This window comes from Mesorhizobium sp. B2-5-7 (genome assembly GCF_006440875.1).
Lineage (GTDB): Bacteria > Pseudomonadota > Alphaproteobacteria > Rhizobiales > Rhizobiaceae > Mesorhizobium > Mesorhizobium australicum.
In genome coordinates this window covers 540969-567196 of the sequence record NZ_VFUO01000002.1, presented here as the reverse complement: position 1 = coordinate 567196, position 26228 = coordinate 540969, and the positions used below count along the sequence as shown (strand labels likewise).

At 64.5% G+C, this 26228-nt stretch carries 26 protein-coding genes and 1 tRNA gene; 12 read left to right on the top strand and 15 right to left on the bottom strand.

Going from position 1 to position 26228, the window contains the following annotated elements:
* Both aroB and FJ543_RS10210 read right to left on the bottom strand, forming a co-directional pair.
* Nucleotides 1–1137, bottom strand: a complete 1137-nt coding sequence (gene aroB / locus FJ543_RS10215) for a 3-dehydroquinate synthase (protein ID WP_140874942.1) — start codon at nucleotides 1135–1137, stop codon at nucleotides 1–3.
* Complete coding sequence (locus FJ543_RS10210) at nucleotides 1134–1745, bottom strand: shikimate kinase (protein ID WP_140874940.1); 612 nt, start codon at nucleotides 1743–1745, stop codon at nucleotides 1134–1136. The genes aroB and FJ543_RS10210 overlap by 4 nt, the downstream gene beginning before the upstream one ends.
* Nucleotides 1746–1956: 211 nt before the next feature.
* Between FJ543_RS10210 and FJ543_RS10205 the strand changes: the two genes are divergently transcribed.
* From FJ543_RS10205 to FJ543_RS10185, 5 genes are all read left to right on the top strand, one after another.
* Nucleotides 1957–2109, top strand: a complete 153-nt coding sequence (locus FJ543_RS10205) for a hypothetical protein (protein WP_015315495.1) — start codon at nucleotides 1957–1959, stop codon at nucleotides 2107–2109.
* A gap of 36 nt (nucleotides 2110–2145) precedes the next feature.
* Nucleotides 2146–3063, top strand: a complete 918-nt coding sequence (locus FJ543_RS10200; protein ID WP_015315494.1) for a site-specific tyrosine recombinase XerD — start codon at nucleotides 2146–2148, stop codon at nucleotides 3061–3063.
* A 98-nt stretch (nucleotides 3064–3161) separates the two neighbouring features.
* Nucleotides 3162–4112 carry an acetyl-CoA carboxylase carboxyltransferase subunit alpha gene (locus tag FJ543_RS10195; RefSeq protein ID WP_140616795.1) on the top strand — a complete coding sequence of 317 codons (951 nt, stop codon included), beginning with the start codon at nucleotides 3162–3164 and terminating at the stop codon, nucleotides 4110–4112.
* 243 nt (nucleotides 4113–4355) lie between these two features.
* Nucleotides 4356–5687 carry a murein L,D-transpeptidase family protein gene (locus FJ543_RS10190; protein WP_140874938.1) on the top strand — a complete coding sequence of 444 codons (1332 nt, stop codon included), beginning with the start codon at nucleotides 4356–4358 and terminating at the stop codon, nucleotides 5685–5687.
* 10 nt (nucleotides 5688–5697) lie between these two features.
* On the top strand, nucleotides 5698–5940 hold the full coding sequence (locus FJ543_RS10185) for a sulfurtransferase TusA family protein (RefSeq protein ID WP_015315491.1): 243 nt from the start codon (nucleotides 5698–5700) through the stop codon (nucleotides 5938–5940).
* Between the two features lie 4 nt (nucleotides 5941–5944).
* On the opposite strand, the gene FJ543_RS10180 is transcribed toward FJ543_RS10185, so the two are convergent.
* Nucleotides 5945–7045, bottom strand: coding sequence for a GTP-binding protein (locus FJ543_RS10180; RefSeq protein ID WP_140874936.1), 1101 nt, complete (start codon nucleotides 7043–7045; stop codon nucleotides 5945–5947).
* 67 nt (nucleotides 7046–7112) lie between these two features.
* Entirely contained in the window at nucleotides 7113–8279 is a 1167-nt protein-coding gene (locus FJ543_RS10175; protein WP_015315489.1) for a D-alanyl-D-alanine carboxypeptidase family protein, read from the bottom strand.
* A gap of 236 nt (nucleotides 8280–8515) precedes the next feature.
* Between FJ543_RS10175 and FJ543_RS10170 the strand changes: the two genes are divergently transcribed.
* A complete protein-coding gene (locus tag FJ543_RS10170; RefSeq protein ID WP_140823995.1) occupies nucleotides 8516–9679 on the top strand; it encodes a M20 aminoacylase family protein in 1164 nt (387 codons plus the stop codon).
* Nucleotides 9680–9765: 86 nt separating this feature from the next.
* Nucleotides 9766–9842 (top strand) — tRNA-Arg (locus tag FJ543_RS10165).
* A gap of 64 nt (nucleotides 9843–9906) precedes the next feature.
* On the opposite strand, the gene FJ543_RS10160 is transcribed toward FJ543_RS10165, so the two are convergent.
* Complete coding sequence (locus tag FJ543_RS10160) at nucleotides 9907–10797, bottom strand: LysR family transcriptional regulator (RefSeq protein ID WP_140874934.1); 891 nt, start codon at nucleotides 10795–10797, stop codon at nucleotides 9907–9909.
* Between the two features lie 103 nt (nucleotides 10798–10900).
* On the opposite strand from FJ543_RS10160, the gene FJ543_RS10155 reads away from it, so the two are divergent.
* The gene (locus tag FJ543_RS10155; RefSeq protein WP_140875542.1) at nucleotides 10901–11770 is read left to right on the top strand and encodes an NmrA family NAD(P)-binding protein; all 870 of its coding nucleotides are present in this window, start codon (nucleotides 10901–10903) and stop codon (nucleotides 11768–11770) included.
* Nucleotides 11771–11829: 59 nt separating this feature from the next.
* Here FJ543_RS10155 and FJ543_RS10150 read toward each other — a convergent pair whose 3' ends face one another.
* From FJ543_RS10150 to FJ543_RS10110, 9 genes are all read right to left on the bottom strand, one after another.
* The gene (locus FJ543_RS10150) at nucleotides 11830–12714 is read right to left on the bottom strand and encodes an MBL fold metallo-hydrolase (RefSeq protein WP_140874932.1); all 885 of its coding nucleotides are present in this window, start codon (nucleotides 12712–12714) and stop codon (nucleotides 11830–11832) included.
* A 242-nt stretch (nucleotides 12715–12956) separates the two neighbouring features.
* On the bottom strand, nucleotides 12957–13427 hold the full coding sequence (locus FJ543_RS10145) for a DUF2231 domain-containing protein (RefSeq protein ID WP_015315484.1): 471 nt from the start codon (nucleotides 13425–13427) through the stop codon (nucleotides 12957–12959).
* Between the two features lie 266 nt (nucleotides 13428–13693).
* Entirely contained in the window at nucleotides 13694–14047 is a 354-nt protein-coding gene (locus FJ543_RS10140; protein WP_015315483.1) for a cupin domain-containing protein, read from the bottom strand.
* A gap of 125 nt (nucleotides 14048–14172) precedes the next feature.
* Nucleotides 14173–15066 carry a sugar phosphate isomerase/epimerase gene (locus tag FJ543_RS10135; RefSeq protein ID WP_140712809.1) on the bottom strand — a complete coding sequence of 298 codons (894 nt, stop codon included), beginning with the start codon at nucleotides 15064–15066 and terminating at the stop codon, nucleotides 14173–14175.
* Nucleotides 15067–15177: 111 nt separating this feature from the next.
* Complete coding sequence (locus FJ543_RS10130; RefSeq protein ID WP_140720182.1) at nucleotides 15178–16116, bottom strand: ABC transporter substrate-binding protein; 939 nt, start codon at nucleotides 16114–16116, stop codon at nucleotides 15178–15180.
* Between the two features lie 80 nt (nucleotides 16117–16196).
* Nucleotides 16197–17195: a ribose ABC transporter permease gene (locus FJ543_RS10125; RefSeq protein WP_140720180.1), complete on the bottom strand. Its 999-nt coding sequence runs from the start codon at nucleotides 17193–17195 to the stop codon at nucleotides 16197–16199.
* Nucleotides 17192–18736 (bottom strand): sugar ABC transporter ATP-binding protein, encoded by a 1545-nt coding sequence (locus tag FJ543_RS10120; protein ID WP_140874930.1) that lies wholly within the window; start codon nucleotides 18734–18736, stop codon nucleotides 17192–17194. The genes FJ543_RS10125 and FJ543_RS10120 overlap by 4 nt, the downstream gene beginning before the upstream one ends.
* Nucleotides 18733–20112 carry an FGGY-family carbohydrate kinase gene (locus FJ543_RS10115; RefSeq protein ID WP_140712803.1) on the bottom strand — a complete coding sequence of 460 codons (1380 nt, stop codon included), beginning with the start codon at nucleotides 20110–20112 and terminating at the stop codon, nucleotides 18733–18735. Before FJ543_RS10115 ends, FJ543_RS10120 begins: the two co-directional genes overlap by 4 nt.
* Nucleotides 20109–20891, bottom strand: coding sequence for a DeoR/GlpR family DNA-binding transcription regulator (locus FJ543_RS10110; protein WP_015315477.1), 783 nt, complete (start codon nucleotides 20889–20891; stop codon nucleotides 20109–20111). Before FJ543_RS10110 ends, FJ543_RS10115 begins: the two co-directional genes overlap by 4 nt.
* Nucleotides 20892–21070: 179 nt before the next feature.
* Here FJ543_RS10110 and FJ543_RS10105 point away from each other — a divergent pair, with 179 nt between their 5' ends.
* Genes FJ543_RS10105 through FJ543_RS10095 form a run of 3 tightly spaced genes read left to right on the top strand, consistent with a single transcriptional unit; the run spans nucleotide 21071 to nucleotide 24249 of the window.
* On the top strand, nucleotides 21071–22111 hold the full coding sequence (locus FJ543_RS10105) for a class II aldolase/adducin family protein (RefSeq protein ID WP_140874928.1): 1041 nt from the start codon (nucleotides 21071–21073) through the stop codon (nucleotides 22109–22111).
* Between the two features lie 15 nt (nucleotides 22112–22126).
* Nucleotides 22127–23401, top strand: coding sequence for an FGGY-family carbohydrate kinase (locus tag FJ543_RS10100; protein ID WP_140874926.1), 1275 nt, complete (start codon nucleotides 22127–22129; stop codon nucleotides 23399–23401).
* Nucleotides 23398–24249 carry a TIGR01459 family HAD-type hydrolase gene (locus FJ543_RS10095; protein WP_015315474.1) on the top strand — a complete coding sequence of 284 codons (852 nt, stop codon included), beginning with the start codon at nucleotides 23398–23400 and terminating at the stop codon, nucleotides 24247–24249. Before FJ543_RS10100 ends, FJ543_RS10095 begins: the two co-directional genes overlap by 4 nt.
* On the opposite strand, the gene FJ543_RS10090 is transcribed toward FJ543_RS10095, so the two are convergent.
* Entirely contained in the window at nucleotides 24236–25255 is a 1020-nt protein-coding gene (locus FJ543_RS10090; protein ID WP_140874924.1) for a sugar-binding transcriptional regulator, read from the bottom strand. The two genes, FJ543_RS10095 and FJ543_RS10090, sit on opposite strands and share 14 nt — an antisense overlap.
* A 172-nt stretch (nucleotides 25256–25427) precedes the next feature.
* Here FJ543_RS10090 and FJ543_RS10085 point away from each other — a divergent pair, with 172 nt between their 5' ends.
* A complete protein-coding gene (locus FJ543_RS10085; protein WP_015315472.1) occupies nucleotides 25428–26228 on the top strand; it encodes a hypothetical protein in 801 nt (266 codons plus the stop codon).

Genomic DNA, 26228 nt, shown 5'->3' with positions numbered 1-26228 from the left:
TCAGCCGGCTTTCCCGTTGCCTGGATGGTTTTCCCTGAGGAACGCCAGCACTTCCGGGGCCGGCACATCCTTGGCGATGAAGGCCTCGCCGATGCCGCGCGTCAGAATGAAGGTCAGCGCGCCGCGCGACACTTTCTTGTCCTGCGTGATGAATGAAAGCAGCGCATCCGCATCGGGCAAGTCGCCCGGAATGTCGGCCATCCGCCACGGCAGCCCGACGGCACGCAGATGCGCCTCGACGCGGGCCGCGTCGTCGGGGCTGGCGAGATTGAGCCGAGAGGAGAACCGGTACGCTAGCGCCATGCCGATGGCGACCCCCTCGCCGTGGACGAGGCGCGTCCCGTCATACCGCGTGGCGGCTTCGAGCGCGTGCCCGAACGTATGGCCGAGGTTGAGCAGAGCGCGGTCGCCGGTCTCGAACTCGTCGCGGGCAACGACATCGGCCTTGGCACGGCAGGCTTCGGCAATGGCCTCGACCCGCTCCGGTCCGCCGGCGAACACCTTTTCCCAATTCGCTTCCAGCCAGGCGAAGAAATCCGGCCGGTCGATCAGCCCGTATTTGGCAAGCTCGGCGTAGCCGGCACGAAATTCGCGGATCGGCAGCGTGTCGAGCACTTCGGTATCGGCCAGCACCAGCCTGGGCTGGAGGAAGACGCCGACGAGGTTCTTGCCGCGCGGGCTGTTGATGCCGGTCTTGCCGCCGACCGAGGAATCGACCTGCGCCAGAAGCGATGTCGGAACCTGCACGAAATTCATGCCGCGTCGCACGATCCCGGCGGCAAAACCGGTGAGATCGCCGATGACGCCGCCGCCAAGCGCGATGACGACGTCGCCGCGCTCCAGCCTGGCGGCCAGGACGCCGTCGACAACCGCCTCGAGATGGGCAAAGCTCTTGGTTTTTTCGCCGGGCGGCATCGTGATGATCGCGGGCTGGATGCCACTCTTCTCGAGCCCGGCCCTCAGCGTATCGAGATGCGCGGCGGCGACGTTCTCGTCGGTCACCACAGCGGCGCGCGTGCCCGGCAGCCGGCGCGAAATCTCAACGCCGGCGCGCGACAGCAGGCCGGAGCCGATCAATATGTCGTAGGCGCGGTCGCCCAGACCGACTGTGACTGTGACTGGCTGATCCGCGCTCATGATTCGACCTCGCCCGTCGCGGCTATCGCATCGATGCCGAAATACCGGCAGAGCGCCTCGATCACCTCGGCCGCGATGACCTCCTTGCGATCGTCGCGGGTCGGCACGGTGACGTCAGAGGTGGCATAGACCGGATAGCGTTCCGCCATCAGCCGCTCCAGCACGGCGCGGGGATCGGCGCTTTTCAAGAGCGGCCGGTTCTGCTTCTTGGAAACGCGGTCCATCAGAAGGTCGAGCTCGGCCTTCAGCCAAACCGAGACGCCATGGGCGGCGATGGCCTCGCGCGTCTGCGCGTTCATGAAGGCACCGCCGCCGGTCGACAGAACCTGCGGGCCGTTTTCCAGCACGCGCAGGATGACACGCTGTTCCAGGGCCCTGAACTCGGTTTCGCCATAGCGCTCGAACAGCTCCGGAACCGTCATCCGCGACACGCTTTCGATCTCCTGGTCGCTGTCAATGAAGGGCAGCGAAAGCATGGTCGCCACCTTGCGGCCGATCGCCGTCTTGCCAGCGCCCATCAGCCCGACAAAGACGATGGACCGGCTGTCCAGCCGGCCAAGCAGCGCGGCATGGGTCTCGCCTGGGGGATTTGCCTGTAGCGCGTTCATCGGCTGTTTCTTCGGCCCTCTTTGCCGGCGTATCGACATGAAAAGCCGGTTTGCGTCAAGCGTGCCAAGTGCGATGGGCCGATATGGACAGAGCGACGCTTGCATCGGAAGTTGCTAACAGGGGTCCGCTTCTTCCTTGAATTGGCCGGATAGGCGTCCCATAAGGGCACAGGGTTTGGAAACGCAGAACAAGAAGACGGGCGAGAACTGAATGCCGACACTGTTTCGCTTTGTCGTGACCCTCGCGATTCTGGCCGGCATTGCCTACGGTACGATGTTCGCGCTGGTGATGTTCGTCGAGCCGAAAAAAGCCGAGATGAGCGTGCGTATTCCGCCGGAAAAGCTCAATCCGAAGAAAAACTGAACCCCAAGAAGACCGACTCGGAACCGCCTCAAGGACATGAACAGCGCCGCTCGCATCGAGGCCTTCCTGGAAATGATGAGCGCCGAGCGGGGAGCGGCGGAGAACACGCTTTCCTCCTATCGCCGCGATCTCGAGGATGCTTCCGGCGGGATCGATGGCGGACTTGCCCGCGCCGGCGCCGCCGACATCAGGGCCTATCTTGACGATATCGCCGCGCGCGGCTTCGCGCCGACCTCGCAGGCGCGCAAACTGTCGGCGATCCGCCAGTTCTTCAAGTTCCTCTACGCCGAGGGCCTGCGCGCGGATGACCCCACCGGCACGCTGGACAGCCCGAAAAAAGGCCGTCCGCTGCCCAAGACGATGAGCGAGGCCGAAACCGGCCGGCTGATCGATCGCGCCGCGCAGGAAGCCGGCGATGCCGGGCTCGGTCACGCCGACAGGCTGGCGGCCTTGCGCCTGCATGCGCTGGTCGAAGTGCTCTACGCCACCGGACTGCGCGTTTCCGAGCTGGTCGGCCTGCCGGTGACGGTGGCGCAGCGCGATGACCGTTTCTTCATGGTACGCGGCAAGGGCGACAAGGAACGCATGGTGCCGCTGTCGGCCAAGGCGCGTGCGGCGATGCGGAGCTGGCTTGACGCCCGGGCCAAGCTGCCCGCTTTCGCCAACAGCCCGTTCCTGTTTCCGGCGGCATCCGACAGCGGCTATCTCTCGCGCCAGGTCTTTGCCCGTGACCTGAAAGGATTGGCCGCGCGCGCCGGCATCGCCTCGGCCAAGATCTCGCCGCACGTGCTGCGCCATGCTTTCGCCAGCCATCTTCTACAGAACGGCGCCGACCTGAGAGCCGTTCAGCAACTGCTTGGCCATGCCGACATATCGACGACACAGATTTACACCCATGTGCTGGAAGAGCGGCTGGTGCGGTTGGTCAACGATCATCATCCGCTTGCCGACTAGGCCTCATATCGCTATGTGAGGACGACATTTCACCGCCCGGAGCCTTGGTTTCAACGGTTCCGCGGTCATTGCCTTCCGACGTATCGGTCCGCCCAAGCATGTACAATTACCTCGATTTCGAAAAGCCGGTGCAGGATCTTGAGCTCAAGATCCTCGAGCTCAAGAAGCTTGCCGAGAACGGCGAGGCGGTCGATGTCGCCGATGAGATCACCAGGCTCGAGAAGCGCTCGCGCGACGCGCTGCGCGAACTCTACAAGGCGCTGACGCCGTGGCAGAAGGTGCAGGTGGCGCGCCACTCCGACCGGCCGCACTGCATCGACTACATCAAGGGCCTGTTCAGCGACTTCACGCCACTCGCCGGCGACCGCAATTTCGGCGAGGACCAGGCGATCGTCGGCGGCTTTGCCCGTTTCCGCGGCGAGCCCATCGCGATTCTCGGCCAGGAAAAGGGTTCGGACACGGCGAGCCGCCTGAAGCACAATTTCGGTTCGGTGCGCCCCGAAGGCTATCGCAAGGCGGTGCGGCTGATGGAACTGGCCGACCGTTTCAAGATCCCGCTTTTGACACTGGTCGACACGGCCGGCGCCTATCCCGGCGTTGGCGCCGAGGAGCGCGGCCAGGCCGAAGCCATTGCCCGATCGACCTCGGCCTGCCTTGGCCTGAAAGTACCGTCCATCTCGGTGGTCATCGGCGAAGGCGGTTCGGGCGGCGCCATCGCGATTGCCACCGCCAACCGCGTCTACATGCTCGAACACGCCATCTATTCGGTGATTTCGCCCGAGGGTGCCGCCTCCATCCTGTGGCGCGACACGACGCGCTCCAAGGACGCGGCGACCAACATGAAGATCACCGCGCAGGATCTTTTGGAACTGAAGGTCATCGACGCCATCATCCCCGAGCCGATGGGCGGCGCCCAGCGCGCGCCCGAAACGGTGATTGCCGCGACCGGCGATCTCATCGCCAAGACGATGAAGGAATTCGCCGGCGCCAACATCGATTTCCGCGAACAGCGCCGCGAGAAATATCTGGCGATGGGCCGCAGCCTCTGACGCCTCTTGGGCGGCGGAACAGGGCTGACGGAAGCTGCCTGTCCACGCCCAATGTGGCGGCGATGAGCAATTTCGCCACAAAAATGCCGCCCCATTCGGTTCAATGAAATCACCGTGGGAGATTGGCCGAGCCTTGCGGTAAGGAATTTTCAAGGTTAACGGGCCTACGGTCCGTCAGTGTTCAGCATCCGGGTGTGGCCGTTTCGAAGCCATTGGCCCGAAAGAAAAGACATAGCCTTACCCATGTTTGCCAAGCTTGCCCGTACTGGAGTTCTTGCCGCTTCGATTGCCGTCGCGGGCTGTAACGATTCGTCGATGAAGGACTTTGCCCCGGAAGCCAACAAGCCGCTGCCCGACAAGATCCTTGCCGATATGAGAGCCAAGGGCATGGTCCGCACCTCTTCGGTGATGGCGCGCATCTTCAAGGAAGAAGGCAAGCTCGAGATCTGGAAGGCCAAGACCAACGGCCGCTACGACATGGTGGCGAGCTACGACATCTGCAAATGGTCGGGCAAGCTTGGCCCGAAATACACCGAAGGCGACCGCCAGGCGCCGGAAGGTTTTTACACGGTTCGCCCGTCGCAGATGAATCCGCGCTCGAATTACCATCTGTCGTTCAACATCGGCTTTCCCAACGCCTATGATCGTGCCAATGGCCGCACCGGCCAGAACCTGATGGTCCACGGCGCCTGCTCGTCGTCGGGGTGCTATTCGATGACCGACGCCCAGATCGAGCAGATCTACGCCTTCGGCCGCGACGCCTTCCAGGGTGGTCAGACCGAGTTCCAGATCCAGGCTTTTCCGTTCCGCATGACGGCCGCCAACATGGCGCGCTACCGCAACGACCCGAATTACGAATTCTGGAAGATGCTCAAGGTCGGCTACGACAATTTCGAGGTCACCAAGGTGCCACCGAAAGTCGACGTCTGCGAGAAGCGCTACGTCTTCAACCAGGTCGCTCCCGATGGGCAGACCTTCAATCCGACCGGCCCCTGCCCGGCGACCACGCAGCCGGATTCGCTTAAGAGCGCCTATAACGCCTATCAAAGCACCTATGACGCGGCCTTCAATAGCGCGCTCAAGGCCAGCGTGCCGCCACCCAAGCCGACGATTGCCGGCATCAAGGAAGCCAGCATCGTCTCCGACTGGTCCAAGCGCCGGGCGCGTGGCGAGCGCGTGCCGATCGATCCGCCGTCGCTCAACACCGACGGTTCGGTCACCGAGACGGCGCGCATGGGCCGCATCGATTCGCCCGCCGGTCGCAAGATGGCCGCGCTCGAGGCCGAAAAGGCCGCCAAGGAGAAGGCCGAGCGAGAGCGGGTGGCGGCCATAGAAGCGGCAAAAGCGGCGAAGGAGGCCGCCAAGGCGCAAGCGTTGGCCGAAAAGGAAGCTGCCAAGGCGCAAGCCGTGGCTGCGAAGGAAGCAGCCAAGGCCGCCAAGGAAGCTCCGGTTGCCACTGCGACCATCGCGGCTCCGGCGGAGGCCGCGCCGGCAGCCGAGACGCAGGCTGCGAGCGCCGACGAAAGCCGGGTTACGAAGCTGAAGAACAAGCTGCTCGGCATGTTCGGCGGCTGAGGTTTTCACCTTGGCCGAACTGATAGCTATCTACGACCTCAAGGGGCTGAACTGCCCTTTGCCGGTCCTCAAGGCGAAAAAGCGCCTGGCCGGGATGCAGCCCGGCAGCAGGCTCTGGCTCGAAACCACCGACCCTCTGGCTGTTATCGATATTCCTGCCTTCTGCGCCGACAGCGGACATCAATTGATCGAGACGGCGGCGATGTCCGGTGGCCATCGCTTTCTGGTCGAACGCGGCGAATACCAATCGTAGGAGGCTAACGTCCGGCGATCGCCAGCGGATTGTTTTCCAGCGCCGCGCGGTCGGGCGTGTCGACCGACGGCCGGTTGGTGAAGGCGGCGAACAGCCGGCGCACATAGTCTTCCGGCATGTCGAGCGTAATCAGCACCAGCCGCGTGCCGCGCTGGCTGTCCGGCCAGAACGGCAATCGCACCGGCGGATGCAGGATCTTCTGGACGCCATGCACGACCAAGGGCCGCGACGGATCCTCCTGCAATTCGATGACGCCCTTCATCCGCAGCAGGTGCTCGCCATGTGTGGAACGCAGGAGATCGAGGAACATCTCGATGGCTGAAAACGGCACCGGCCCGTCATGCACCAGCGAATGGGTTTTTACGCGCTGATCGTGGCGATGGGCATGGTCATGCCCTTCATGGTCATGGTCATGGTGGTGGTGATCATGCGCGGCTTCTTCGCCGAGCCAGCGCCGCACGTCGGCGGACTTGGTCGCAGGATTGTAGAGACCGCAGTCGAACAATGCGGCCACCCCGGTTTTCGCCTCCCCGGCATCGAGCAGTCGCGCCCCGGGATTGATCTGCCGCAAGCGCGCGCGCAGCGTGGCGAGGTCGCCGTGATCGGTGGCCAGATCGGCCTTGGAGAGCACGATGCGGTCGGCCACGGCGACCTGCTTGACCGCCTCGACATGCGCATCGAGCGTAGCATTGCCGTTGACCGCATCCACCAGGGTGATGACGCCGTCGAGCCGAAAGGCCTGGACCAGCGCCGGATGGGCCATGATCGACTGCAGCACCGGCGCCGGGTCGGCCAATCCCGTGGTCTCGACGATGACGCGGCCAAGCCGGGCGATACGGCCGGTCTGCAGCCGGTCGACCAGGTCGGCCAGCGTGTCGACAAGTTCGCCGCGCACCGTGCAGCACAGACAGCCGTCGGAAAGCTGGATGATGCCGTCGGAGGCCTGCTCGACCAGCAGGTGGTCGATCGCCACCTCACCGAACTCGTTGATGATGACCGCGGTGTCGGCGAGCGCCGGATCCTTCAGGAGCCGGTTGAGCAATGTCGTCTTGCCGGCGCCGAGAAAGCCGGTTAGCACCGAGACTGGGATCGGGAAACCGCTCATCTGGTTCTGCCTTCTAATTTGGGCATGATCTCTCGCGAAAGCCGGATTTCACTTTTTAGATCGTGCTCTAATTCGCGACCTTGGCCGGCTGGTCGCCTTGGGCGGCGGCACCCACGACTTTCGGGCCCGTGCCGGCGGGTACCGGCTTGTCGGGCCGCCAGGTCGGGATTGGCACGTCGGCATATTCCTGCGCGCCCTCGTCAAGGATCGCCTTCGGCGCCGGACCCGTGGCGCCGCCAAGGCCGACGGCAACCAGTGTCGGCACATGGTCGAGCTTCTCCCGATAGGGCGATTTAGGCTGGTCCTTGGCGGCGGCCGGCGGCGGCGCCTCGGACTGCTCCGCCTTCCTCTTCTTCTTGCAGACTTCGTCATGCATGTCGTTGGGCGAGATCAGATCACCGTAGGGAGCGAGCGTGGTGACGGTGGTGGACCCGGCGGCAGGTGCGTCAAAGCCCTGATCGAGCAATTTGGCCGCGGCTTCGGCGCGGCTGACCGCCGACTTCTCGCCAAGCACGACCGCCACCAGCGTACGTCCGTTGCGGGTCGCCGACCCGATCATGTTGAAGCCCGACGGGCAGACAAAGCCGGTCTTCATGCCGTCGGCGCCGGGATACCGGCCGATCAGGAGATTGTAGTTCGGAATGGCCCTATTGCCGACCGCGAGCCCCTCGATCGAGAACCACGGCGCATATTGCGGGAACTCGCGGCGGATCGCCATCACCAGGATCGAAAGGTCGCGTGCCGTCGTGTACTGGTCGGGCGAGTAAAGGCCGTTCGGGTTGACGAAATGGGTGCCGTTCATGCCGAGCCTGGCCGCCTCGGCATTCATCCTTTCAGCGAAGGCGGCCTGCGAGCCGCCGACATTCTCGCCGACCGCCATGGCGATGTCGTTGGCCGACTTGACCAGCATCATCTTCAGCGCATTGTCGAGCCGCATCACCGAGCCGGGCTTGAAACCCATCTTGCTTGGCGGTTCGCCGGCGGAATGTTTGGTCACCTTGATCGGCGAATCGAGCTGGACTTCTCCGGCCGCGATCGCCCGGAAGGTCACATAGGCGGTCATCAGCTTGCTGAGCGAGGCCGGATACCAGCGTTTGAAGGCATCCTGGTGCTGCAGGATCTGGCCGCTCTTCAGGTCGAAGACCACCACCGGATTGGCCAGCGCTGGCCCAGCCAGGACGGACAGCATGATTGCGCCAGCCGGGAATAGTTTGAGGAAATGCCTGTACCGCATGATCGAATCCGAAATCGCCTCTTGCCCTGATTGCCCCTGGCTCCGTAAGATTTCATTACGTGACCGCCAGCATAAGGATCCGACCCTCAAAACCGGACCGCATTATTGCGGTGCTATTTACCCTATGTGACGCCAACATGGCAAAGCGCCTGACAATCACAATTGCAAGGCACCCCGCGCCCAATTGCAAACCACCAGGCTGAAGCCGGCTGCACCAACAACGAAATGGAACCATCATGCCGATCCTCAACCGCGCCGCCGAAATGCAGGACGAAGTCGCCGGCTGGCGACGGCATTTGCACCAGACGCCAGAACTGAACTTCGATGTCTTCAAGACGGCGGCCTTCGTCACCGAAAAGCTGAAAGAGTTCGGCTGCGACGATGTGGTGACCGGCCTCGGCAAGACGGGCGTCGTCGGCATCATTCGCGGCCGTCAGGGGGAAGGCCCCACAATCGGGTTGCGCGCCGACATGGATGCACTGCCGCTCAAGGAGATCACCGGCAAGCCCTACGCGTCGACCGTTCCGGGCAAGATGCATGCCTGCGGCCATGACGGCCACACCGCGATGCTGCTCGGTGCGGCGAAATATCTCGCCGAGACGCGCAACTTCACGGGCTGCGTGGCGGTGATTTTCCAGCCGGCGGAAGAAGGCGGCGGCGGCGGAAACGAGATGGTCAAGGACGGCATGATGGAGCGTTTCGACATCGCTAAAGTGTTCGGCATGCACAACATGCCCGGCCTGCCGGTCGGCCAGTTCGCCATCCGTCCGGGCCCGATCATGGCGGCGACGGCCGAATTCACTATCACCGTGAAAGGCCGGGGCGGCCATGCGGCGATGCCGCACGGCACGATTGATCCGATCGTCATCACCAGCCAGTTGGTCGGCGCCTTGCAGACGATCGCCTCGCGCAGCACCGATCCGGTCGAGGCGGTGGTGGTGTCGGTGACCAAGTTCCACGCCGGCGACGCCTACAACATCATCCCGGAATCGGCCGAGATCGCCGGCACCGTGCGCACGCTGAAGAAGGAAGTGGCCAGGAAGTCGGAAGAGCGGATCCGCGCCATCTGCGCGGGACTTGCCACCGCCTATGGCGCGACGATCGAGGTCGACTACGACGCGAACTACCCGGTGACATTCAATCATGCGGATGAGACGGTCTTCGCCAGCGATGTGGCCGCCGACGTGGCGGGCGATGCCCAGGTGCACCGCGAGATCCAGCCGGTGATGGGCGGCGAGGATTTCTCCTACATGCTGGAAGCCCGGCCTGGAGCCTTCATCTTCATCGGCAATGGCGAGACCGCCGGTCTCCACAATCCGGCCTACGACTTCAACGACGAAGCCATCCCGCACGGCATGAGCTATTGGGTGAAACTGGCGGAGACGGCGCTAGCCGCCTGAGGCCGGTCTTATAAAGCGCCGGCCGAATTGCGTTCGGCCGGCCCTCTTGGCGAAACGATCCGAAGCGGCTATGTGTCGGGCCGCGTGGTCCCGTAGCTCAGTAGGATAGAGCGGCAGATTCCTAATCTGTAGGTCACAGGTTCGATTCCTGTCGGGATCACCATGCTTTCAATTTTACGATGGCTACGTGCAGTAAGCTGCCCTGTTGGCGACCCGCTTTCTACACGTCACTTGCCGACATAGGCGGCCAATTCATCGGGCGTCCCCATCGGGAATGCCTGCTTGAGGTAGTCGAGGAACGCGGACACCCGAGCGCTTAGCAGCCGCCTGGACGGGTAGAGCGCCCACAAGGTGATGTCGCCTCCCTCGACATCACCCCAATGGATCAGCGAGCCGTCGGCTATGTCGTGGCTGACAAGCGACACGGGGAGGCGGCCCGCACCGACCCCCGCTCGCACCGCACCCCGGACCATGATCAGCGATGACAGGGTCAGAACTGGCTGGATCGCGATAGTTGCCCGGCCAGTGGGCGTCTTCACGGCCCAGATCGGTCGATCGCCGGCCGTGCGCACGACCGCGGGAGCGGGGTGGTGTCCGGGCGGCCGCGCGAGGTCAGGGCTTGCCACGACCACCAGCCGATCGCGCAGGAAGACTCGTCCGACGAGGCTGTCATCCGAATCGGGATTGACCCTGATCACCAGATCAAATCCCTCCTCGATCATGTCGACGGAGCGGTCTTCCGTCGACACATCGAGCCTCACTTCCGGATACTTCAGGGCGAACCCGGCGGCGATCTTTCCCATCGCGGTCTGCGAAAAGACCAGTGGCGCGCTGATCCGCAACCTGCCTCGCGGCCTTTCACCTCCCGAGGAGATCGCTGCGGCTGTCTCGTCGAGCTCGGTAAGCAGCCGACCCGCACGTTCGTACAGCGCGCGCCCTTCCTCCGTCAGCTTGAGCATGCGTGCGCCGCGTTCCAACAGGCGCAGACCAAGGCTGGTCTCAAGCTCCGCGACCCGACGCGACAGCGTCGCCTTAGGGCGAGCGGCAGCGCGGGCGGCACGCCCGAAGCCGCCGTGGCGCGCCACGATGACGAAATCAGCGAGAGCAAGCAGATCCATGTGTTCCACCAGTGATACGCTGCGTTCAAATATCACACCTATTGGCCCATGTGTGAACCACTCATATTGGGGTCGTCAAGCAACCCAACTCGGAGAAACAATCATGACTATCCTCGTTACCGGCGCCACCGGCCGTGTCGGCCGGCAAGTCGTCCAGCAGCTCGTCAAGCGCGGCGCCGATGTGCGCGTCCTCGTTCGCGACATCTCGAAGGCTGACTTTCCGGCCGTTGTAGAGGTCGTGCAAGGCGAGCTGCTCGATATCGACTCGCTGCGCAAAGCGTTTGCCGGCGTCAACACACTGTTCCTGCTCAACGCGGTGTCGGGGGACGAATTCACCCAGGCGCTCATCACCCTGAACATTGCCCGCGAGTCGGGCGTCGAGCGGGTTGTCTACCTGTCGGTGATCCACAGCGATCGTTTCGTCAACGTGCCGCATTTCGCCGTGAAGTCCGGCGCGGAGCGGATGATCGAACAGATGAGCTTCAGCGCCACTATCCTGCGCCCGGCCTACTTCATCGACAATGAACTCATGATCAAGGATGTCATCTTCAACCATGGGATCTATCCGATGCCGATCGGAGCCAAGGGCATCGCCATGGTCGACGCCCGCGACATTGCCGAGGTCGCAGCCGTCGAGCTGGTCCGTCGTGACCAGGCCCCGGGCAAGCTGCCGATCGAAATCATCAATCTGGTCGGCCCCGATACGCTGACTGGCTCGGATGTAGCGGCGATTTGGTCGGATGTCCTGGGCCGCCCGATTGCCTATGGCGGCGATGATCCTACCGGGTTCGAGCAGAATCTGGCGAACATCATGCCCAAGTGGATGGCCTATGAAATGCGCCTGATGGCCGAGCGCTATGTCGCCGACGGCATGCTTTCTGGGGCCGGCGACGTCGAGCGTTTGACAGGGATCCTGGGCCGCCCGCTGCACTCCTATCGCAACTTCGCGACTGAGCTTGCAGCATCGGTCTGAGGCCAACCGCATTCGCGCTCAGCCTCAAGCAGCTGGTAGTTCTATGGCTGGAATCAATCCTACTTGGGCTTGTCGCTCGGCGTCCATTTGAAGTGGTCGCCGTCTTTCTCGATCTGCCCAATACCGGGGAACGGAAAGTGCGGTGCGAAGATCATCTCGTCGTCCTTGGCCAGCGTGGCCAAGGTCTTGGCCCTGTTCTGCTCACCTTCCGGTTTGTCGCCGTCGAAGGCCACGGCCCAGTCCGGCTTGGCGAGCGAGATGATTGAGCTGTGCACCGTGTCGCCAATATCGAACAGCCGTTCTTTTCCGGACTTTATCTGATAGCCGACATGGCCGGGTGTGTGTCCCTTGAGCGCCACCGAGGTGATGCCAGGCGCGACCTGGGCGCCGGCCTTAAACGGTTTCACATGGTCGGCGATGACCTTGACGATGTCGGCCGCATCCTTGTTGGACTTGGCAAAATCCCACTCCACGTCAGACATCCTTATCGTGGCGTTGGGAAAAGCCAGTTTGCCATCCTTGACCAGCCCTCCTATGTGGTCGGGATGAGAATGGGTGATCAATATCTCGCCGATGTCAGCGGGTTTGATGCCGGCCTTGGCCAGGCTGTCCTGCAGCGCGCCCCCGACACCCGTGTCGATCAATACGACACTGGTCTTCGATTTGACCAGTAGGGCGTCGACGCTCAGCGTGATGGTATCGCTCGGCGCTCCCGCCGCCTTGAGCAGCTCGCCGACTTCCGCGGGGCTGTGATCGAGGCCGAAGGTCTTGCCGTCGTTGGGCTTGACGAACTGGGCGTCGTGCAGGGCGACGATGTCGAGTGTGCCAAGCTTGAATGACTTGGCATCCGGCTGCTGCGCCGGCATCTGCGCCATTGCCAGCCCCTGATGGAGCAGCACCAAAGTCGTTGTGGCCAACAGCCTAGTGGAATTGAACCTTGTCATGCGGGTATCCTCTGGCCGCGGAGGCGCGACCGTACCGGGAAGACAGCTGGTGCGGCGGACAATTCCGGGGTTGGCCGATCACAAATTCGCTAGGGATATAGGTCTCGGGCACGGTCCGGCAATGGCGACCCGTCGCCGATAGCCCCTTCCTGGGACGGCTCGGCAGGCTGGGCACGGCGCATAGCCCAGAGGGCCCTGTTCGTCCTCAAAAGCATCCCGAGCACCGAAGAATAGGCCGCGCCTCAGTGTCGGCTTACTTCGCCGGGACCATCGGCGACGCCCACGCGATGACGGTAGACCATTTCCCAGCCCTTCCAGCCCGTGAACAGAAGAATGAGAACCACGATCAGCGAGAGGACCAGGCCGGTGGGTACCACCGCCGTCTCGCCATGGGCATAGCGAGAGTACCAGTTGTAGAGTTCGATCAGGACGACGAGCACATTGCCGCCGGCGTGGAGCCACGCGTCACGCAAATTGCGGATTTGAACATCGCCCAGGACATCGGTCAGCCCGGCAAGAGCTGCCAAGGCGGCCATTATCAGGCCCGCCCCAAGCAGCCAGAGACTGGCGCTCACCCATCCCGGATTGCCTGTTCGCCAGAAGATCAGGTCGCAAACGAAGGTGGCGACGAAGAAAGCGATCGGGAAAGGGATCAGCATGGGATGGATCGGGTGGCCGCCAATGCTTGCCGTGCTTTGCGGGTTGCGGGCCATGGTAATGCCTCCAAAGGCAGTCGCGCGCGACTGCGGTGCATCTCTGAAAGACAGTGTGACGTAAAACGCCGGCTGCAGCTGAATGTTCCACAACCCAAGCGGCAGAGCTCCGAAGCGGAAAGGCGCGCGGGAACAAACCGGTCAGGTGGCGGAGCTGGTTGAGTGAAGTCGTGGCCGGATAGCTTGCCGCAATAGGCGCAAAGCAATCCGTGCTTACCCGCCATGGCGAATCATGGAGGGCTTGCTTCGGCTGTGATCGGGCCGGCTCAGCCGACCCGCACGACAAAATGCTTGGTCACCGGCTCGATGATCTTCCAGGTGCCCTTGAAATCGGCTTCCACCACGAAGGCGTCGCCGGGGCCGACCTCGACCGGCGTGCCGCCGTCGGGCGTGATGATGATGCGGCCGGCAATCATGTGCACGAACTCATAATCGGTGTAGGTCGCATGATAAGTGCCGGGCGACGCACGCCAGGTTCCCGATATCACCTTGCCATCCGAAGTCGTGTGCTGGACGGCGGTCTGCATGGTCGGTTGGCCCTCGACCGCGATCCAGCCAGGCAGATCGCCAGCTTCCGCGTGCTCGACCGCGCCGAATTTCAGGATGGTCTTGTTCGTCATGCCGGGCTCCGTTTGCTTCATGTGTGCTGCGGGTCGGATAGCCGATGCACATGACGGGGGCAATGCCGTGCCATGCGAAACAGGCACGGCCGCACATTCGGGCTGACCGGCGCGAGCTGGAGTGGTTATGGCTTGTGCCGTGCCGAGACCAGCTCTGCCTTGCGTTGCGCCGTTTCCAGCCCAAGGCCGATGAAGGCACGCGCGTGCTTGGCGAGCGCCATGTTGTCGGTCCACAGATTGCGCCAGATCGCCGTCTTCTTCGACAGGTTCTCGTCGACAATCTCCGAGGAGAAGGATTCGAAGCTGAGATCGTCGGCATAGCCGATTGCGGTCAGCGCATCGAAAATCCCCGCGAAATCGATGTTGCCGGTGCCGAGGAAGCCGCGATGGCTCTCGCCGATATGGACATAGCCGATCTTGGCGGCGGCGTGGCGGATGGCGAGCCCGACATCGGCTTCCTCGATGTTCATGTGGAACGTGTCGAGATGCAGGAAGATGTTGTCCGACCCCGTGTCCTCGATGAAGGCCAACCCTTGCGCGGCGGTGTTGAGCAGGTTGCTTTCGAAGCGGTTGACGATTTCGAGGTTGAGCGTGACGCCGGCTGCCTTCGCCGTCTCGGCGACCTTTGCCAGCGTTGCCGCGCTGCGATTCCATTGATCGCGTGTCGGTGCCTCGATCTGCAGGCCATGGCTGGTCGAAAGAATGCCGGCGACCTTGCTGCCGCCAAGGTCGCGCGTCAGCGCGACGGTGTCGCTGAGGATCTCGACGCCGCGCGCGGCGATCGCCTTGTCGGCGCTCGAAATATCGCCGTCACCAGGCAATCCGATGCTGATCGCGACGCCGAGACCAAGATCGGCGATGCGTTTGGCAAGCCCGTCAATATCGACATTGGCGGGGTCGAGATAAGAGAATTCGATCAGGTCGAAACCGGCCTCCCTGGTATTGGCCAGCGTGCGTTCGAGTTCGCCCTGCGCCGAGCTTGCCGACCAGACGAAGGAATGGATTCCGATGCGCGACATGATCGTCTCCGGTTAAAGCAATTCTCCGTCCGGAATTGCGTAAAACAAAGAGTTAAGCGGCGAGGAGAATGGTGCGGCCGGATCGCTCCGGCCGCACCGGCCTTGGGAGGCTTAGCGGGCCGCGGTCCAGCCCTTGTAGTCCTTCAGGTTCTCGGCCGTGATCAGCTTCGGGTCGAGCAGTACGGTGGCCTCGGCCGGCTTCTTGCCGGCGAGCAGGTCGGCCGCCATGGTGAGCGACTGGCCGGCCATCACATAGGGATCCTGCGAGGCCGAGGCCTTGATCATCGATTTGCCGGAAGAAAGTTCCTTCTCGATATCCGGCGCCCCGTCGACCGCAGTGAAGATGAACTCCGAACGGTTGAGCTGCTTGGCGGCGAGCTCCGCGCCGATCGCCGTCGGATCGTTGATGGCGAACACCGCGTCGATCTTGTCGAAACGGGTGAGCAGCGACTGGAACACTTTCAAGCCGCCATCGCGGGAGCCTTCGGCGTTCTGGTCGTCGGACAGGATCTTGATGTCGGGATGCTGGGCAAGCACGTTCTTGCAGCCTTTCACCCGTTCCAGGATCGACGACGACGCCGGCCCGTTGAGGATGACGTAGTCGCCCTTGCCGCCGGTGTGGTCGACCAGGTATTGGCAGGCTTCCTCGCCGGCCTTGACGTTGTTGGTCATCACCGTGACGTCGGCACCGGGCGCCGAAACGTCGAAGGCCGCGACGATGATGCCGGCTGCCTGCGCCTTCTTCACCGCCGGAGCGATCGCCTTGGCATCGACCGCGTTCAGCATGATCACGTCAACGCCGGCGGCGATGAAGGAATCGACCTGCGAGACCTGCTTGTTGAGGTCGTAGTCGGCCGATACCGACGTCACCTCGACCTTCGGATTGATCTTCCTGGCCGCGTCCTCGATGCCCTTGATGGTGGCGACGAAGAAGGGGTTGCCGAGCAGGCCGACCGAGATGCCGACCTTGTTGAGGTCCTTGGCCGATGCCGGCGCGATGACGACGGCCGCAAGGGCGGCGCCGCAGAGCAGTTTGGCGATGGTCTTCATTACGCTTACTTCCTCCTGATGCCCCGCGCCTCTCACGGTGCGTTACACAAGCCGGTCGTTGATGCCGGCGACTAGGTCACTCACGTTCTTGCTCCTGCCTGGAGCCGGTAGCGGTCGAGGGCGACCGCCACGATGATGACCAATCCCTTGATGATGTACTGCCAGATGTCAGAGACACCGGCCAAGATGAGGCCGTTGGAGAGCACCGCGATGATCAGGCCGCCGATCAGCGTGCCCCAGATCGAGCCGACGCCGCCGACGAAACTGGTGCCGCCGAGAATGACGGCGGCGATGGCGTCGAGTTCGTAGCTTTGCCCGAGCTGCAGGCCGTTGGCGGCGTAGAGCCTTGCCGCCGACATGGCGCCGCCAAGGCCGGCAAGCAGGCCGGAAACGCCATAGACGAAGAGCAGCACCAGCGGCACCTTGATGCCGGTCAGTCGAGCTGCCTCGGCATTGCCGCCGACGGCATAAATCCAGGTGCCGAGCACCGTGCGCTTCAGCACCAGCCAGGACAGCACCACCACCGACAGGGCGATGACGACGAGCCAGGGAATGCCGAGCACCGAGCCGTTGCCGATGAAGTCGAACGGCAGGTCGGAGTTGAACACCGTCGTGTCCTGCCCGAGCAGGCGGGCAATGCCGCGCACGGCTGTCAGCGAACCCAGCGTGACGATGAACGGCGGCAGCCTGATATAGGCGATGAGCAGCCCGTTGATGAGCCCGAAGCCGAGCCCCGCCAGGATGGCCGCCGGCACGCCGAGCAGGCCCCAGTCCGGCACCAGCGACACCAGCACCGCCACCATCGCGGCCGCCGCGAGGATAGAGCCGACCGACAGGTCGATGCCGCCGGTCAGGATGACGAATGTCATGCCGGCGGCAAGCACGATGTTGATCGACGATTGCTGCGTGACGATGAGCAGGTTGGTGCCGGTGAGGAAGCGCGGGTTGATGAACTGGAAGCCGGCCGCCAGCAGCACCAGCACGGGCAGCATGCCAAGGGCGGCAAATGTGGTGCGCAGCCGCCGGCTCCTGACCGCCGCCTGATCCACACTCTTCGTCGCGGTCGTCCTGTCTGTCATCGCTGAGACGCTCCCGTCGCAAGTTCCATGATCGCTTCCTGACGAAGCGGCTCGCCTTCGGATGCCGTCACCTCGCCTGATATGGCGCCGTCGCGCATCACCAGCACGCGGTCGGCGACGCCGATCACCTCGGGCAATTCGCTTGATATCATCAGGATGGCGATGCCCCGGTTGGCGAGATTGTCGATCAGCCGATAGATTTCCGATTTGGCCCCGACATCGACGCCGCGGGTCGGCTCGTCGAGGATGACGACCTTCGGCTCGGTCTCCAGAAGGCGCGCGAGCAGCACTTTCTGCTGGTTGCCGCCCGACAGCGAGCCGGCATTGGCCTGCGCCGAGTTGGTGCGGATCGACAGGTCGGCAATGGCCTTTGCCGCACGCCTGTCGGCGGCCGTGAAATCGCGAAGGCCGCCGGCCCGCGCGTCCCTGACAAGTACGCCCATGCTGATGTTGTCCGAAATGGACATATCGAGGAACAGGCCGAGTTCCTTGCGGTCCTCGGTGAGGTAGGCGATGCCGGCATCGAGCGCCTCGCGCGGCGAGCCGATGGTTATGGGCTTGCCGTCGAGCTCCATCGTGCCAGCGCTGCGTTTGTCGGCGCCGAAGATCAGCCGGGCAAGCTCCGTGCGGCCCGAGCCGACGAGGCCCGCCAATGCCAGCACCTCGCCGTGATGGAGATCGAACGAACAGTTCTTCAGCAGGTGCGCGTCGGACATGCCGCGCACCGAGAGCGCGATGGCGCGTTTTCCGTCTGGAGGGCGATGATCCTTCTTGTAGAAGGCGGAGAGATCGCGGCCGACCATCATCGACACCAGGCGCGAGGCGTTGAGGTCGGCGCGATCGAGCGTACCGACATAGCCGCTGTCGCGCAGCACGCTGACGCGGTCGGCAAGTTGGTAGACTTCCTCCATGCGGTGGCTGATGTAGATGATGGCGATGCCTTGCGCCTTCAGCGTCGCGATCACCTCGAACAGGCGGTCGGTCTCGCGCGAGGTGAGCGATGTGGTCGGCTCGTCCATGACGATGATGCGCGCATTGGTCGACAGCGCCCGGGCAATCTCGACCAGCTGGCGCTCGCCGAGCGACAGGCCGGAGACCAAAGCGCGCGCCGAGAAAGAGACGCCGAGCCGGCCGACGATCTCGGTCGCGCGCCGGTTGCACTGGTCGCGGTCGACGATGCCGAAACGGCGCGGCTCGTTGCCGAGGAAGATGTTCTGCGCCACGGTCAGATTGGGCGCCAACGACAGTTCCTGATAGATCACCGCGATGCCGGCAGCACGCGCCTTGATCGGATCGCCCGTCGCGGCGGGCGCACCATCGATCAGGATCTCGCCGCCGGGATCCGGCCGATAGGCGCCGGACAGCACCTTCATCAACGTCGACTTGCCGGCGCCGTTCTCGCCCATCAGCGCATGCAGTTCGCCGGCGTGGACGCTGAGCGAGACGTCCTGCAGGGCACGGATCGCGCCGAAGGTCTTCGAGATGTGGCGCATCTCCAGCACCGGCTGGCGCGCCGCTAGCGTCCGCACCGCCGCGCTCATCGTGCACCACCCGCCGCCTTGGCGGCGGCACCATGCCCGGCAATGAGATCGCGCCAGGCGTCGCGATAGCCGGCAAGCCCGCCGAATCGCGTCGCCTGCACCGGCTCCGGCGGCTCGGCGGCGAAGTCGCGCCCCACGCTCTCGAAGGCGAGCGCGGCGGCACCCGTGGCGCTGCCTTCGAGCGAAGCACCTTGCAGGAAACCCTGGCCGGGACGCAGCTGCGCCAGCAGCCCGGCGAGCAAGCCGCCAGTGTTCAGCCCGCCATCGACGATGACAGTATTGTTGGAATGGATGAGGTCGAGGCAGAGATCGATCATCAGCGCCACATAGAGCAGCGCCACGGCAGCGCGTTCACCGGCATCGGGCGTGCGCCCGGCCAACCGGCCGGGGCGATCCGGCATCGGCCCGCCCGCCGCGAAGCTCGGCAGCGCCATGAGGCCGGCATCGATCGCCTGTTGGATCGAGCGATGCGGGATCGGGCCTTGCCAGCCGTCGCTGATGGCGGCGAATTCACGCCCGCCCATGAAGCGGATGGTCGGCACTGGGCCGCCGTCGACATCGACATTGACCAGCATGTCGCGCTCACGGTCGAGCGCTTCGAGCGGACAGTCGGGGTTGAGCACGACGACCCAGGTGCCGGTCGACACGACAGTCAGCGGGCCGAGCTCCTGGCGGCGATAGGCATGCAGCGCCGCATTGGAGTCGTGAACGCCGTTGTGGATGGCGACCGGGCGCCCGGCACCACCGAAGCGCTGCTCGCCGATGACGGCGCCGGCACGTTCGAAAGCCGGCATCTGGCCACGCCAGCCCTCGGCGTCGACCAGCGAGGAGAAATCACGTTTGCGCGGGGCCCACAAATGCGAATGGCAGCCGAGATAGGAGACCTCGCAGACCGGCCGGCCGCCAAGGCGCCAGCTCCAGTATTGGGGATAGCCGAGGATCCATTTCGCCGCCGCGAACGCGTCGGGATCGACTTCCTGCAGCCATAGCATGTGACGGCCATAGTTGAAGCCGAGCGGCAGGCGGGGAGAGAATGTCTCGCCGAAATCCGGGATGCGGCGGTCGATCCGCGCCGCGATTTCGGCCGGTGGCTCCTGTTCGTAGTCGAGGATCGGATGGGTCAGCGCCTTGTCGTCGACAAGAGCGAAGGTACAGCCATGGCCCGACACCATCACCCCTTCGACACCATGGTTTTCGACCGCGTCGGCGACGGCACCGAACGCCCAGCCATGGAGGGCGGCCTCGTCGAGCACGCTGAAGCCGCCTTGGCGCGCCCATTTCGGTTGCGTCCGGCGCTCGTCGAGAATGCGTCCGTCCTGGCCGAAGACGAACAGCTTCGAATTGGTCTTGCCGAAGTCGAGCACCGCCACGTTCACGCGAGGGCTCCCGAGGTTGAAGCGATCCGCACCATGACGCCGGCATCCTCCAGCATGCGCGCATCGGCATCGGAGAGCCCGTCATCGGTCACCAGCGTGCCGATGCGCGACAGCGGCAGCGCGACGTTGCGCGCGTGGATCGACAGCTTGCGGCTGTCGGCCAGCACCACGATCTGGTCGGCGCACAGGCTGAGCTCGACGATGGACCGCACCAGCAGCGGATGCGATTCCAGCAGCCCTTCCTGGTTGAGCCCCTGTGTGCCGAGAAAGAATTTCGAGGCATAGAAGGACGTCGCCTGGGTCGGCGAATGGATGATGCCGGGTTCACGGTGCAGGTCGCCGCCGGCAACCGTCAGGCTGCAATGGCCATGGTCGCTGAGATAGGCCGCGAGCGGCATCGAATTGGTGTAGAGCCGGATGTTGCGGTCGGCGAGCTTGACGCCGAGATGGAAGCAGGTCGAGCCGCCATGGACGATGACCGCGTCGCCATCGCGCACCATGGTCGCGGCGACCGCCGCGATCTGCCGTTTGGCTTCGACGGCAAGGTCGCGGTTCTCGTCATAGGGCCGGGCATAGGCGACGCCCGCATGCGAGGCGCCATCGAGCGCCGAAATGCCGCCATAGACCTTGCGGGCCTCACCGGCCTCGTCGATCCGGTCGATATCGCGCCTGACCGTCGCCGCCGAAACGCCGAGCCGCTCCTGCAACTCGCGCACGGAGGCAAACGGGCGATCCCGCAGCAATTCGACGATCTGACGCTGGCGGCCGAGGTCGCTCAACCTTTCCTCCCTGACGCCATTTCTATGGCAATTGGTGCAACTTACTCAACATTAGTTGGATTGCAAGCCGCTTTTGACGATAGTAGATCACTATTGACGCAGATCACTCACATCTGCGATACCAACGCCAACACCGGTCCCGACGACGGGATTTTGTGCAAGCGTTGGAGAAAAGGGCCATGGCAACCCAAGCTGATGCACAGGAACTGGCTGCCTTGCGGGCGCTTTCGGCCAGCATCGGGCTGAACCCGCATATGACGCAGGCGGCGGGCGGAAACACCTCGCTGAAGGCCGGCGACACGCTGTGGATCAAGGCTTCGGGCACCTGGCTGAAGGACGCGCTCAGCGACGACATCATGGTGCCGGTGGCGATGGCGCCGTTGCTGGAGGCCGTCGACCGGCGCGACCCGGCCGCCGACAAGCCACAGGCTTTCGCCATCGAAGACCTCAATCCGCGTGGCCTGCGTCCGTCGATCGAGACCACGGTGCATGCCTTGATGCCGCAACGCGTGGTTCTGCACGTCCACTGCGTCGACACGATTTCGCTGGCCGTGCAAGCCGATGGCGAGGCCGAGGTCGCCAAGCGGCTGGGCGGCATCGAATGGGCCTGGGTGCCCTATTTCCGGCCGGGCCTGCCGCTCGCCCGTGGCATTGCCGAGAGATTACGACCCGGCGTCGACGTACTGATCCTTGGCAATCACGGACTGGTGGTCGCCGCGGAAACCGTCCCCGACGCACAGGCCTTGCTGCACCGCGTCCGGTCGCTGCTGGCGCGGCCGGCGCGCGCGACCGCCGCACCCGACATCGCCGCCCTGACGACGCTAGCCGGCGACTACCGGTTACCGGCGGATATCGAAGCGCATGCTGTCGCGATCGATGCGGAAAGCCTGCACATGGCCGAGGCCGGCAGCCTCTATCCGGATCATGTCATATTCCTTGGCCAGGGCTCGGTCGTGGCGAGGCCGGGCGAGGACGTGGCCGGCGTCGTCGCGCGGCTCGGCGCGGCGCCACCGGCGATCCTGTTTCCCGGCGCCGGCGTGCTGATGCGCGGCGACGCCAGCGCCGGTGCCGACGCCATGCAGCGTTGCCTGGCCGACGTGACCGCGCGCGTCGATGACAAGGCGCGGCTGAACTATCTCACGGCCGCCGAGAATGACGAACTGGTCAACTGGGACGCCGAGCAGTATCGCCAGAAGCTCAACGCCGCCGGCACGGCCTGACAAGGAACGGACGACATGACGCCACTTGTCGTCGGCATCGACATCGGCACCTCCGGCGCCCGCGCGGTCGCCATGCGCCAGGATTTTTCCATTGCCGCCCAATCCGCCGTGCCTCTCGACAGGTTCGGCCCGAACCCCCGCGATCCCCGCACATGGTGGCAAGCGGTCCAGGCGGCGCTGGCCGGGCTGCTTTCAAGCATAGACCGTGCCACGGTCCGCGCCATCGCCGTCGACGGCACATCGGGCACGCTGCTGCCGGTCGACACTGATGGGCGGCCCCTGGCCGAGCCGCTGATGTACAACGACAAGGTCGATGACGGAGACATCCTGGCCATCGTCGCCCGCGAGGCGCCGGAAACGAGCGCCGCCCACGGGCCGACTTCAGGCCTCGCCAAGGCGCTCCGATTCCAGCGTCTGCCCGGCATGGCGGCCGTGCTCCACCAGGCCGACTGGATCGCCGGCAACCTGTCCGGACGCTTCGACGTCAGCGACGAGAACAATGCGCTCAAGACCGGCTATGACGTCGAGGCTCGCCGCTGGCCGGATTGGATCGCGGCCACCGGCATGCGCATGAATTTACTGCCTGATGTCGTCGAGCCGGGCGAGGTCAGCGGCACGCTTATCACGGCCGCCGCCGCGCTTTTCGGCCTGCCGCGCGATGTGGTTGTGGTTGCCGGCACCACGGACGGCTGCGCCTCATTCCTGGCGACGGGCGCTACGGCAGCCGGCGACGGCGTCACCGCATTGGGTTCCTCGCTGACCATCAAGATCCTGTCCGACCGGCCGATCTCGGCGCCGCGCTTCGGCATCTACAGCCATCGTCTTGGCGACACCTGGCTGGCCGGCGGCGCATCGAATTCCGGTGGCAAGGTGCTGGCGCGGCATTTTCCGCTCGCGCGGATCATCGAGCTCAGCGCCATGATCGACCCCGCGACCGAGACCGGCCTCGACTACTATCCGCTTGGGACGACTGGCGAACGGTTCCCCATCGCCGATCCGGCGCTCCCCCCGCGCCTCGTCCCGCGCCCGGCGGATGATGCCGACTATCTCAAGGCGATGTTCGAAGGCATGGCCGCGATCGAAGCGCTCGGCTATCGCCGGCTTGGCGAGCTCGGCGCGCCGGCGCTGACTTCGGTGCGCAGCGTCGGCGGCGGCGCGGCAAATCCGGCGTGGAGCGCGATCCGGCAGCGTAAGCTCGGCGTTGCGTTCTTGCCGGCTTTGTCGGACGAGGCCGCTGCCGGAGCGGCGCGCCTGGCGTTGAAGGGTGCGAACGAGGTGGGGCTGCTATGAGCGGGAAACTGGCTGAACGCCTCGACGGCATCGGACCGCTGGAGGAGCGCTACCAGGTCTTCCTGGTCGACCAGTTCGGCGTGCTGCATGACGGCTCGGCCCCCTATCCCGGTGCGGTGGTGGCCTTGGCGGCACTGAAGCGCGCCGGAAAGACCGTGGTGCTGGTCTCCAACTCCGGCAGGCGCGCCAAGCCCAACGAAGACCGTTTGCTGAGGCTCGGCTTCGAGCCCGGAAGCTGGGATCATTTCGTTTCCTCCGGCGAGGTGGCGTGGCGATCCTTCCACGAAATGGCGGCGACCGGAGCGTTGCGGCCCGGCACGAACTGCCTGTTGATCAGCCGCGATAATGACCGCACAGCGATCGAGGGCCTGCCTTTTGTATTGACCGGAACCGGCGATACCGCCAACCTGGTACTGATCGCGGCCAGCGAGGGCGACCGCTACGACCTCGAGCATTATCGCCGCTTGCTGGCCCCGGCGGCGGCGCGAAAAGTGCCATGCTTCTGCACCAATCCCGACAAGATCATGCTGACGGCGGTCGGGCCCCGCTTCGGCGCCGGCGAGATCGCCGATCTTTACGAGAGCCTGGGCGGCAGCGTCACCCGCATCGGCAAGCCCGGCCCGGCGATCTTCGAAGCGGCGCTCGCGCTCGCCGGCGAACCAAAGCGCGGCAGCGTGGTCTGCGTCGGCGACAGCGTCGAACACGATATTGCAGGCGGCAATGGCGTCGGCATCGCGACGGCACTGGTGATGGGTGGGATATTGGCCGACACGCCTGACCTCGCCGCTGTCTTCGATGAGCATAAGGCCTGGCCGGACTATACGATGGGGTCCTTCAGCTTTCGCTGACCGCCGCCAGAATCCGCCTTGCACTCTCCTCGTCGGTGATCAGGATTGTGGGCGCAATCAGGTTCATTGCGCCGAGCAGGGCGTCGGTCTTCTCCGCGCCGCCGGAGGTCAGAATGCGGATTGGCGCCTTGCGCAGCCGGTCGACATCCACCGACATCACATGGTTGTTGACGGGATGGTCGACCAGATCACCATTGCGGTCGTAGAAGTGGAACAGGAGGTCCCCGACGGCGCCGCGCGCCAGCAGCGCCTCCCGGTCCGCTTCCCTGAGGAAGCCGCCGCGCGAGAAGGTGGTGGCCGAAGCGATCCCGCCGACACTCAGCAGAACGGCGTCGAGCGCGTCGGCCATTTCAAAAACCTCCTGCAGGCCGCAGCGTTCGATCAGCGCGATCTTGGTCTCGACGCTGTCGACGACGGCTGGCGTCGGCATCAGATAGCCGTCGCCCTGGAAGATCTGGGCGAAGCGCCAGGCGAACTCGGCCGGGTTGACCCGGCGCGCGACGCCGACGCCGCCAAGCAGCGAAATCACCTTGAAATCGGTCAGCGATTTGGCGCTGATGAACGGCAAGGTGTGGAACAGCGTATTGCCCCAGCCGACACCGACCTGCATGCCGGATTTCATAGCGTCGGACAGGAACATGCCGGTCTTGGCGGCTATTGCCGGGATCGGATCGGCACTGGCCGCCGTCAGCGGCGCCACCAGCGCCTGCTGGAGGCCGAAGGTCTTTTCCAGCGCGCGCTCCAGCCGCACGATCTCTAGAAGCTCGCTCTCGATGGTGATCTTGACCTCGTTGCGCGACCGCGCCTCCGCCAGCATGCGCACGATGGTGACGCGGCCGACGCCGAGCACATCGGCGATCTCGTTCTGCGTCATCTGCTCGACGAAATACATCCAGGCGGCGCGGATCCTGAGGCGGTCCGTGCGGCTCTCGCTGACGATCTGCTCGGTCGCTTCCGCTCCTGCCCGCCTTTCGTCGGCCCGCCTTTCCTCGGGCCGTCTTTCCACGATTTGTCGTCCCCTGGCCAATCATCCCTCCCCCGCGGCGGACGAGTGCGCCGTCGCCGATTCTGCATGCTGGTCTAGTATCGCCTATTGATCTACCAATCGATAGGAACAATGTAGAGTCGGTGGTGCCCGTCGCAGGTGGCGCCGCACGGCACATTCGAGGCTAACCGCGATGCTCCGACAAATCTCCGAAGATGTCCGCGTCAACCTCAAGGACCGGCTGCGGGAAGTCCGCGACATCATCCGCCAGAGCCGCCATGACGGCGCCAGCGAGGCCAGCCTGCTGCGCGAAGCAACCAGCCATCTGCCGCCATTTCCGGGCAAAGGCATCGAAGGCCTGCTCAGCCATGCCGCGAGTGCCGTCGACGAAGCGCTGTCGATCGCCGAATCCTTCGTCCCGCACGAGCGCCCGATAAGAGTGGATGGAACGACCGTAAAAGGCCTCGCCACCTATTTCCCGGCCGGTGACGAAGACCAGCAATTGAGCGCCGAGCGCCTGTTCCGGCGCGACATGTACTATCTGACCAAGGCAGTGCTTGCCGGGCTGAAGATCGACCACGCCCGTATCCATGAAGCCGGGTTCGCCGCCGTCCACGCGGCCATGCGCAAGCGCCATGGCGAATTGTTGGCTGCGCTGGCCGCGCCGGGTGCCGGACTGCAGGCCATCGCGGCCATCTGCGCGGCACTGCTGGTCGAGTTGCTCAACCAGCGTCCGGTCCGCTTTGGCGAAGCCGCGCCGGAAACGAGCGCTGCCGGCGGCCAGGCGCTCGACGTAAGCTGCCTGGCGCCGGTCGTCCTGGCCTGCGGCCTGGCGACCACCGGTCGTGACGGCGCGCCGGAGCCCGACATGCTGGAAATCGCGATTCTGGCGGCCGACATACGCCATGAGCGCATTGCCCAAGCCTGCGCCAAGGCGAGCCCGGTCGATGAATTGGCACCTGTGTTCGCCACCTTGCTTGCGCATCTGCCGTAA

Bases quoted from the DNA above. Each gene is read 5' to 3' on its own strand.
- FJ543_RS10170 (WP_140823995.1), top strand. From the start codon at position 8,516: ATGCCGATCCTCAACCGCGCCGCCGAAATGCAGGACGAAGTCGCCGGC.
- FJ543_RS10140 (WP_015315483.1), bottom strand. From the start codon at position 14,047: ATGACGAACAAGACCATCCTGAAATTCGGCGCGGTCGAGCACGCGGAA.
- FJ543_RS10175 (WP_015315489.1), bottom strand. From the start codon at position 8,279: ATGCGGTACAGGCATTTCCTCAAACTATTCCCGGCTGGCGCAATCATG.
- FJ543_RS10210 (WP_140874940.1), bottom strand. From the start codon at position 1,745: ATGAACGCGCTACAGGCAAATCCCCCAGGCGAGACCCATGCCGCGCTG.
- FJ543_RS10105 (WP_140874928.1), top strand. From the start codon at position 21,071: ATGGCAACCCAAGCTGATGCACAGGAACTGGCTGCCTTGCGGGCGCTT.
- FJ543_RS10150 (WP_140874932.1), bottom strand. From the start codon at position 12,714: ATGACAAGGTTCAATTCCACTAGGCTGTTGGCCACAACGACTTTGGTG.
- FJ543_RS10085 (WP_015315472.1), top strand. From the start codon at position 25,428: ATGCTCCGACAAATCTCCGAAGATGTCCGCGTCAACCTCAAGGACCGG.
- FJ543_RS10100 (WP_140874926.1), top strand. From the start codon at position 22,127: ATGACGCCACTTGTCGTCGGCATCGACATCGGCACCTCCGGCGCCCGC.
- aroB (WP_140874942.1), bottom strand. From the start codon at position 1,137: ATGAGCGCGGATCAGCCAGTCACAGTCACAGTCGGTCTGGGCGACCGC.
- FJ543_RS10130 (WP_140720182.1), bottom strand. From the start codon at position 16,116: ATGAAGACCATCGCCAAACTGCTCTGCGGCGCCGCCCTTGCGGCCGTC.
- FJ543_RS10195 (WP_140616795.1), top strand. From the start codon at position 3,162: ATGTACAATTACCTCGATTTCGAAAAGCCGGTGCAGGATCTTGAGCTC.
- FJ543_RS10155 (WP_140875542.1), top strand. From the start codon at position 10,901: ATGACTATCCTCGTTACCGGCGCCACCGGCCGTGTCGGCCGGCAAGTC.
- FJ543_RS10160 (WP_140874934.1), bottom strand. From the start codon at position 10,797: ATGGATCTGCTTGCTCTCGCTGATTTCGTCATCGTGGCGCGCCACGGC.
- FJ543_RS10200 (WP_015315494.1), top strand. From the start codon at position 2,146: ATGAACAGCGCCGCTCGCATCGAGGCCTTCCTGGAAATGATGAGCGCC.
- FJ543_RS10095 (WP_015315474.1), top strand. From the start codon at position 23,398: ATGAGCGGGAAACTGGCTGAACGCCTCGACGGCATCGGACCGCTGGAG.
- FJ543_RS10190 (WP_140874938.1), top strand. From the start codon at position 4,356: ATGTTTGCCAAGCTTGCCCGTACTGGAGTTCTTGCCGCTTCGATTGCC.
- FJ543_RS10135 (WP_140712809.1), bottom strand. From the start codon at position 15,066: ATGTCGCGCATCGGAATCCATTCCTTCGTCTGGTCGGCAAGCTCGGCG.
- FJ543_RS10125 (WP_140720180.1), bottom strand. From the start codon at position 17,195: ATGACAGACAGGACGACCGCGACGAAGAGTGTGGATCAGGCGGCGGTC.
- FJ543_RS10180 (WP_140874936.1), bottom strand. From the start codon at position 7,045: ATGAGCGGTTTCCCGATCCCAGTCTCGGTGCTAACCGGCTTTCTCGGC.
- FJ543_RS10120 (WP_140874930.1), bottom strand. From the start codon at position 18,736: ATGAGCGCGGCGGTGCGGACGCTAGCGGCGCGCCAGCCGGTGCTGGAG.
- FJ543_RS10145 (WP_015315484.1), bottom strand. From the start codon at position 13,427: ATGGCCCGCAACCCGCAAAGCACGGCAAGCATTGGCGGCCACCCGATC.
- FJ543_RS10205 (WP_015315495.1), top strand. From the start codon at position 1,957: ATGCCGACACTGTTTCGCTTTGTCGTGACCCTCGCGATTCTGGCCGGC.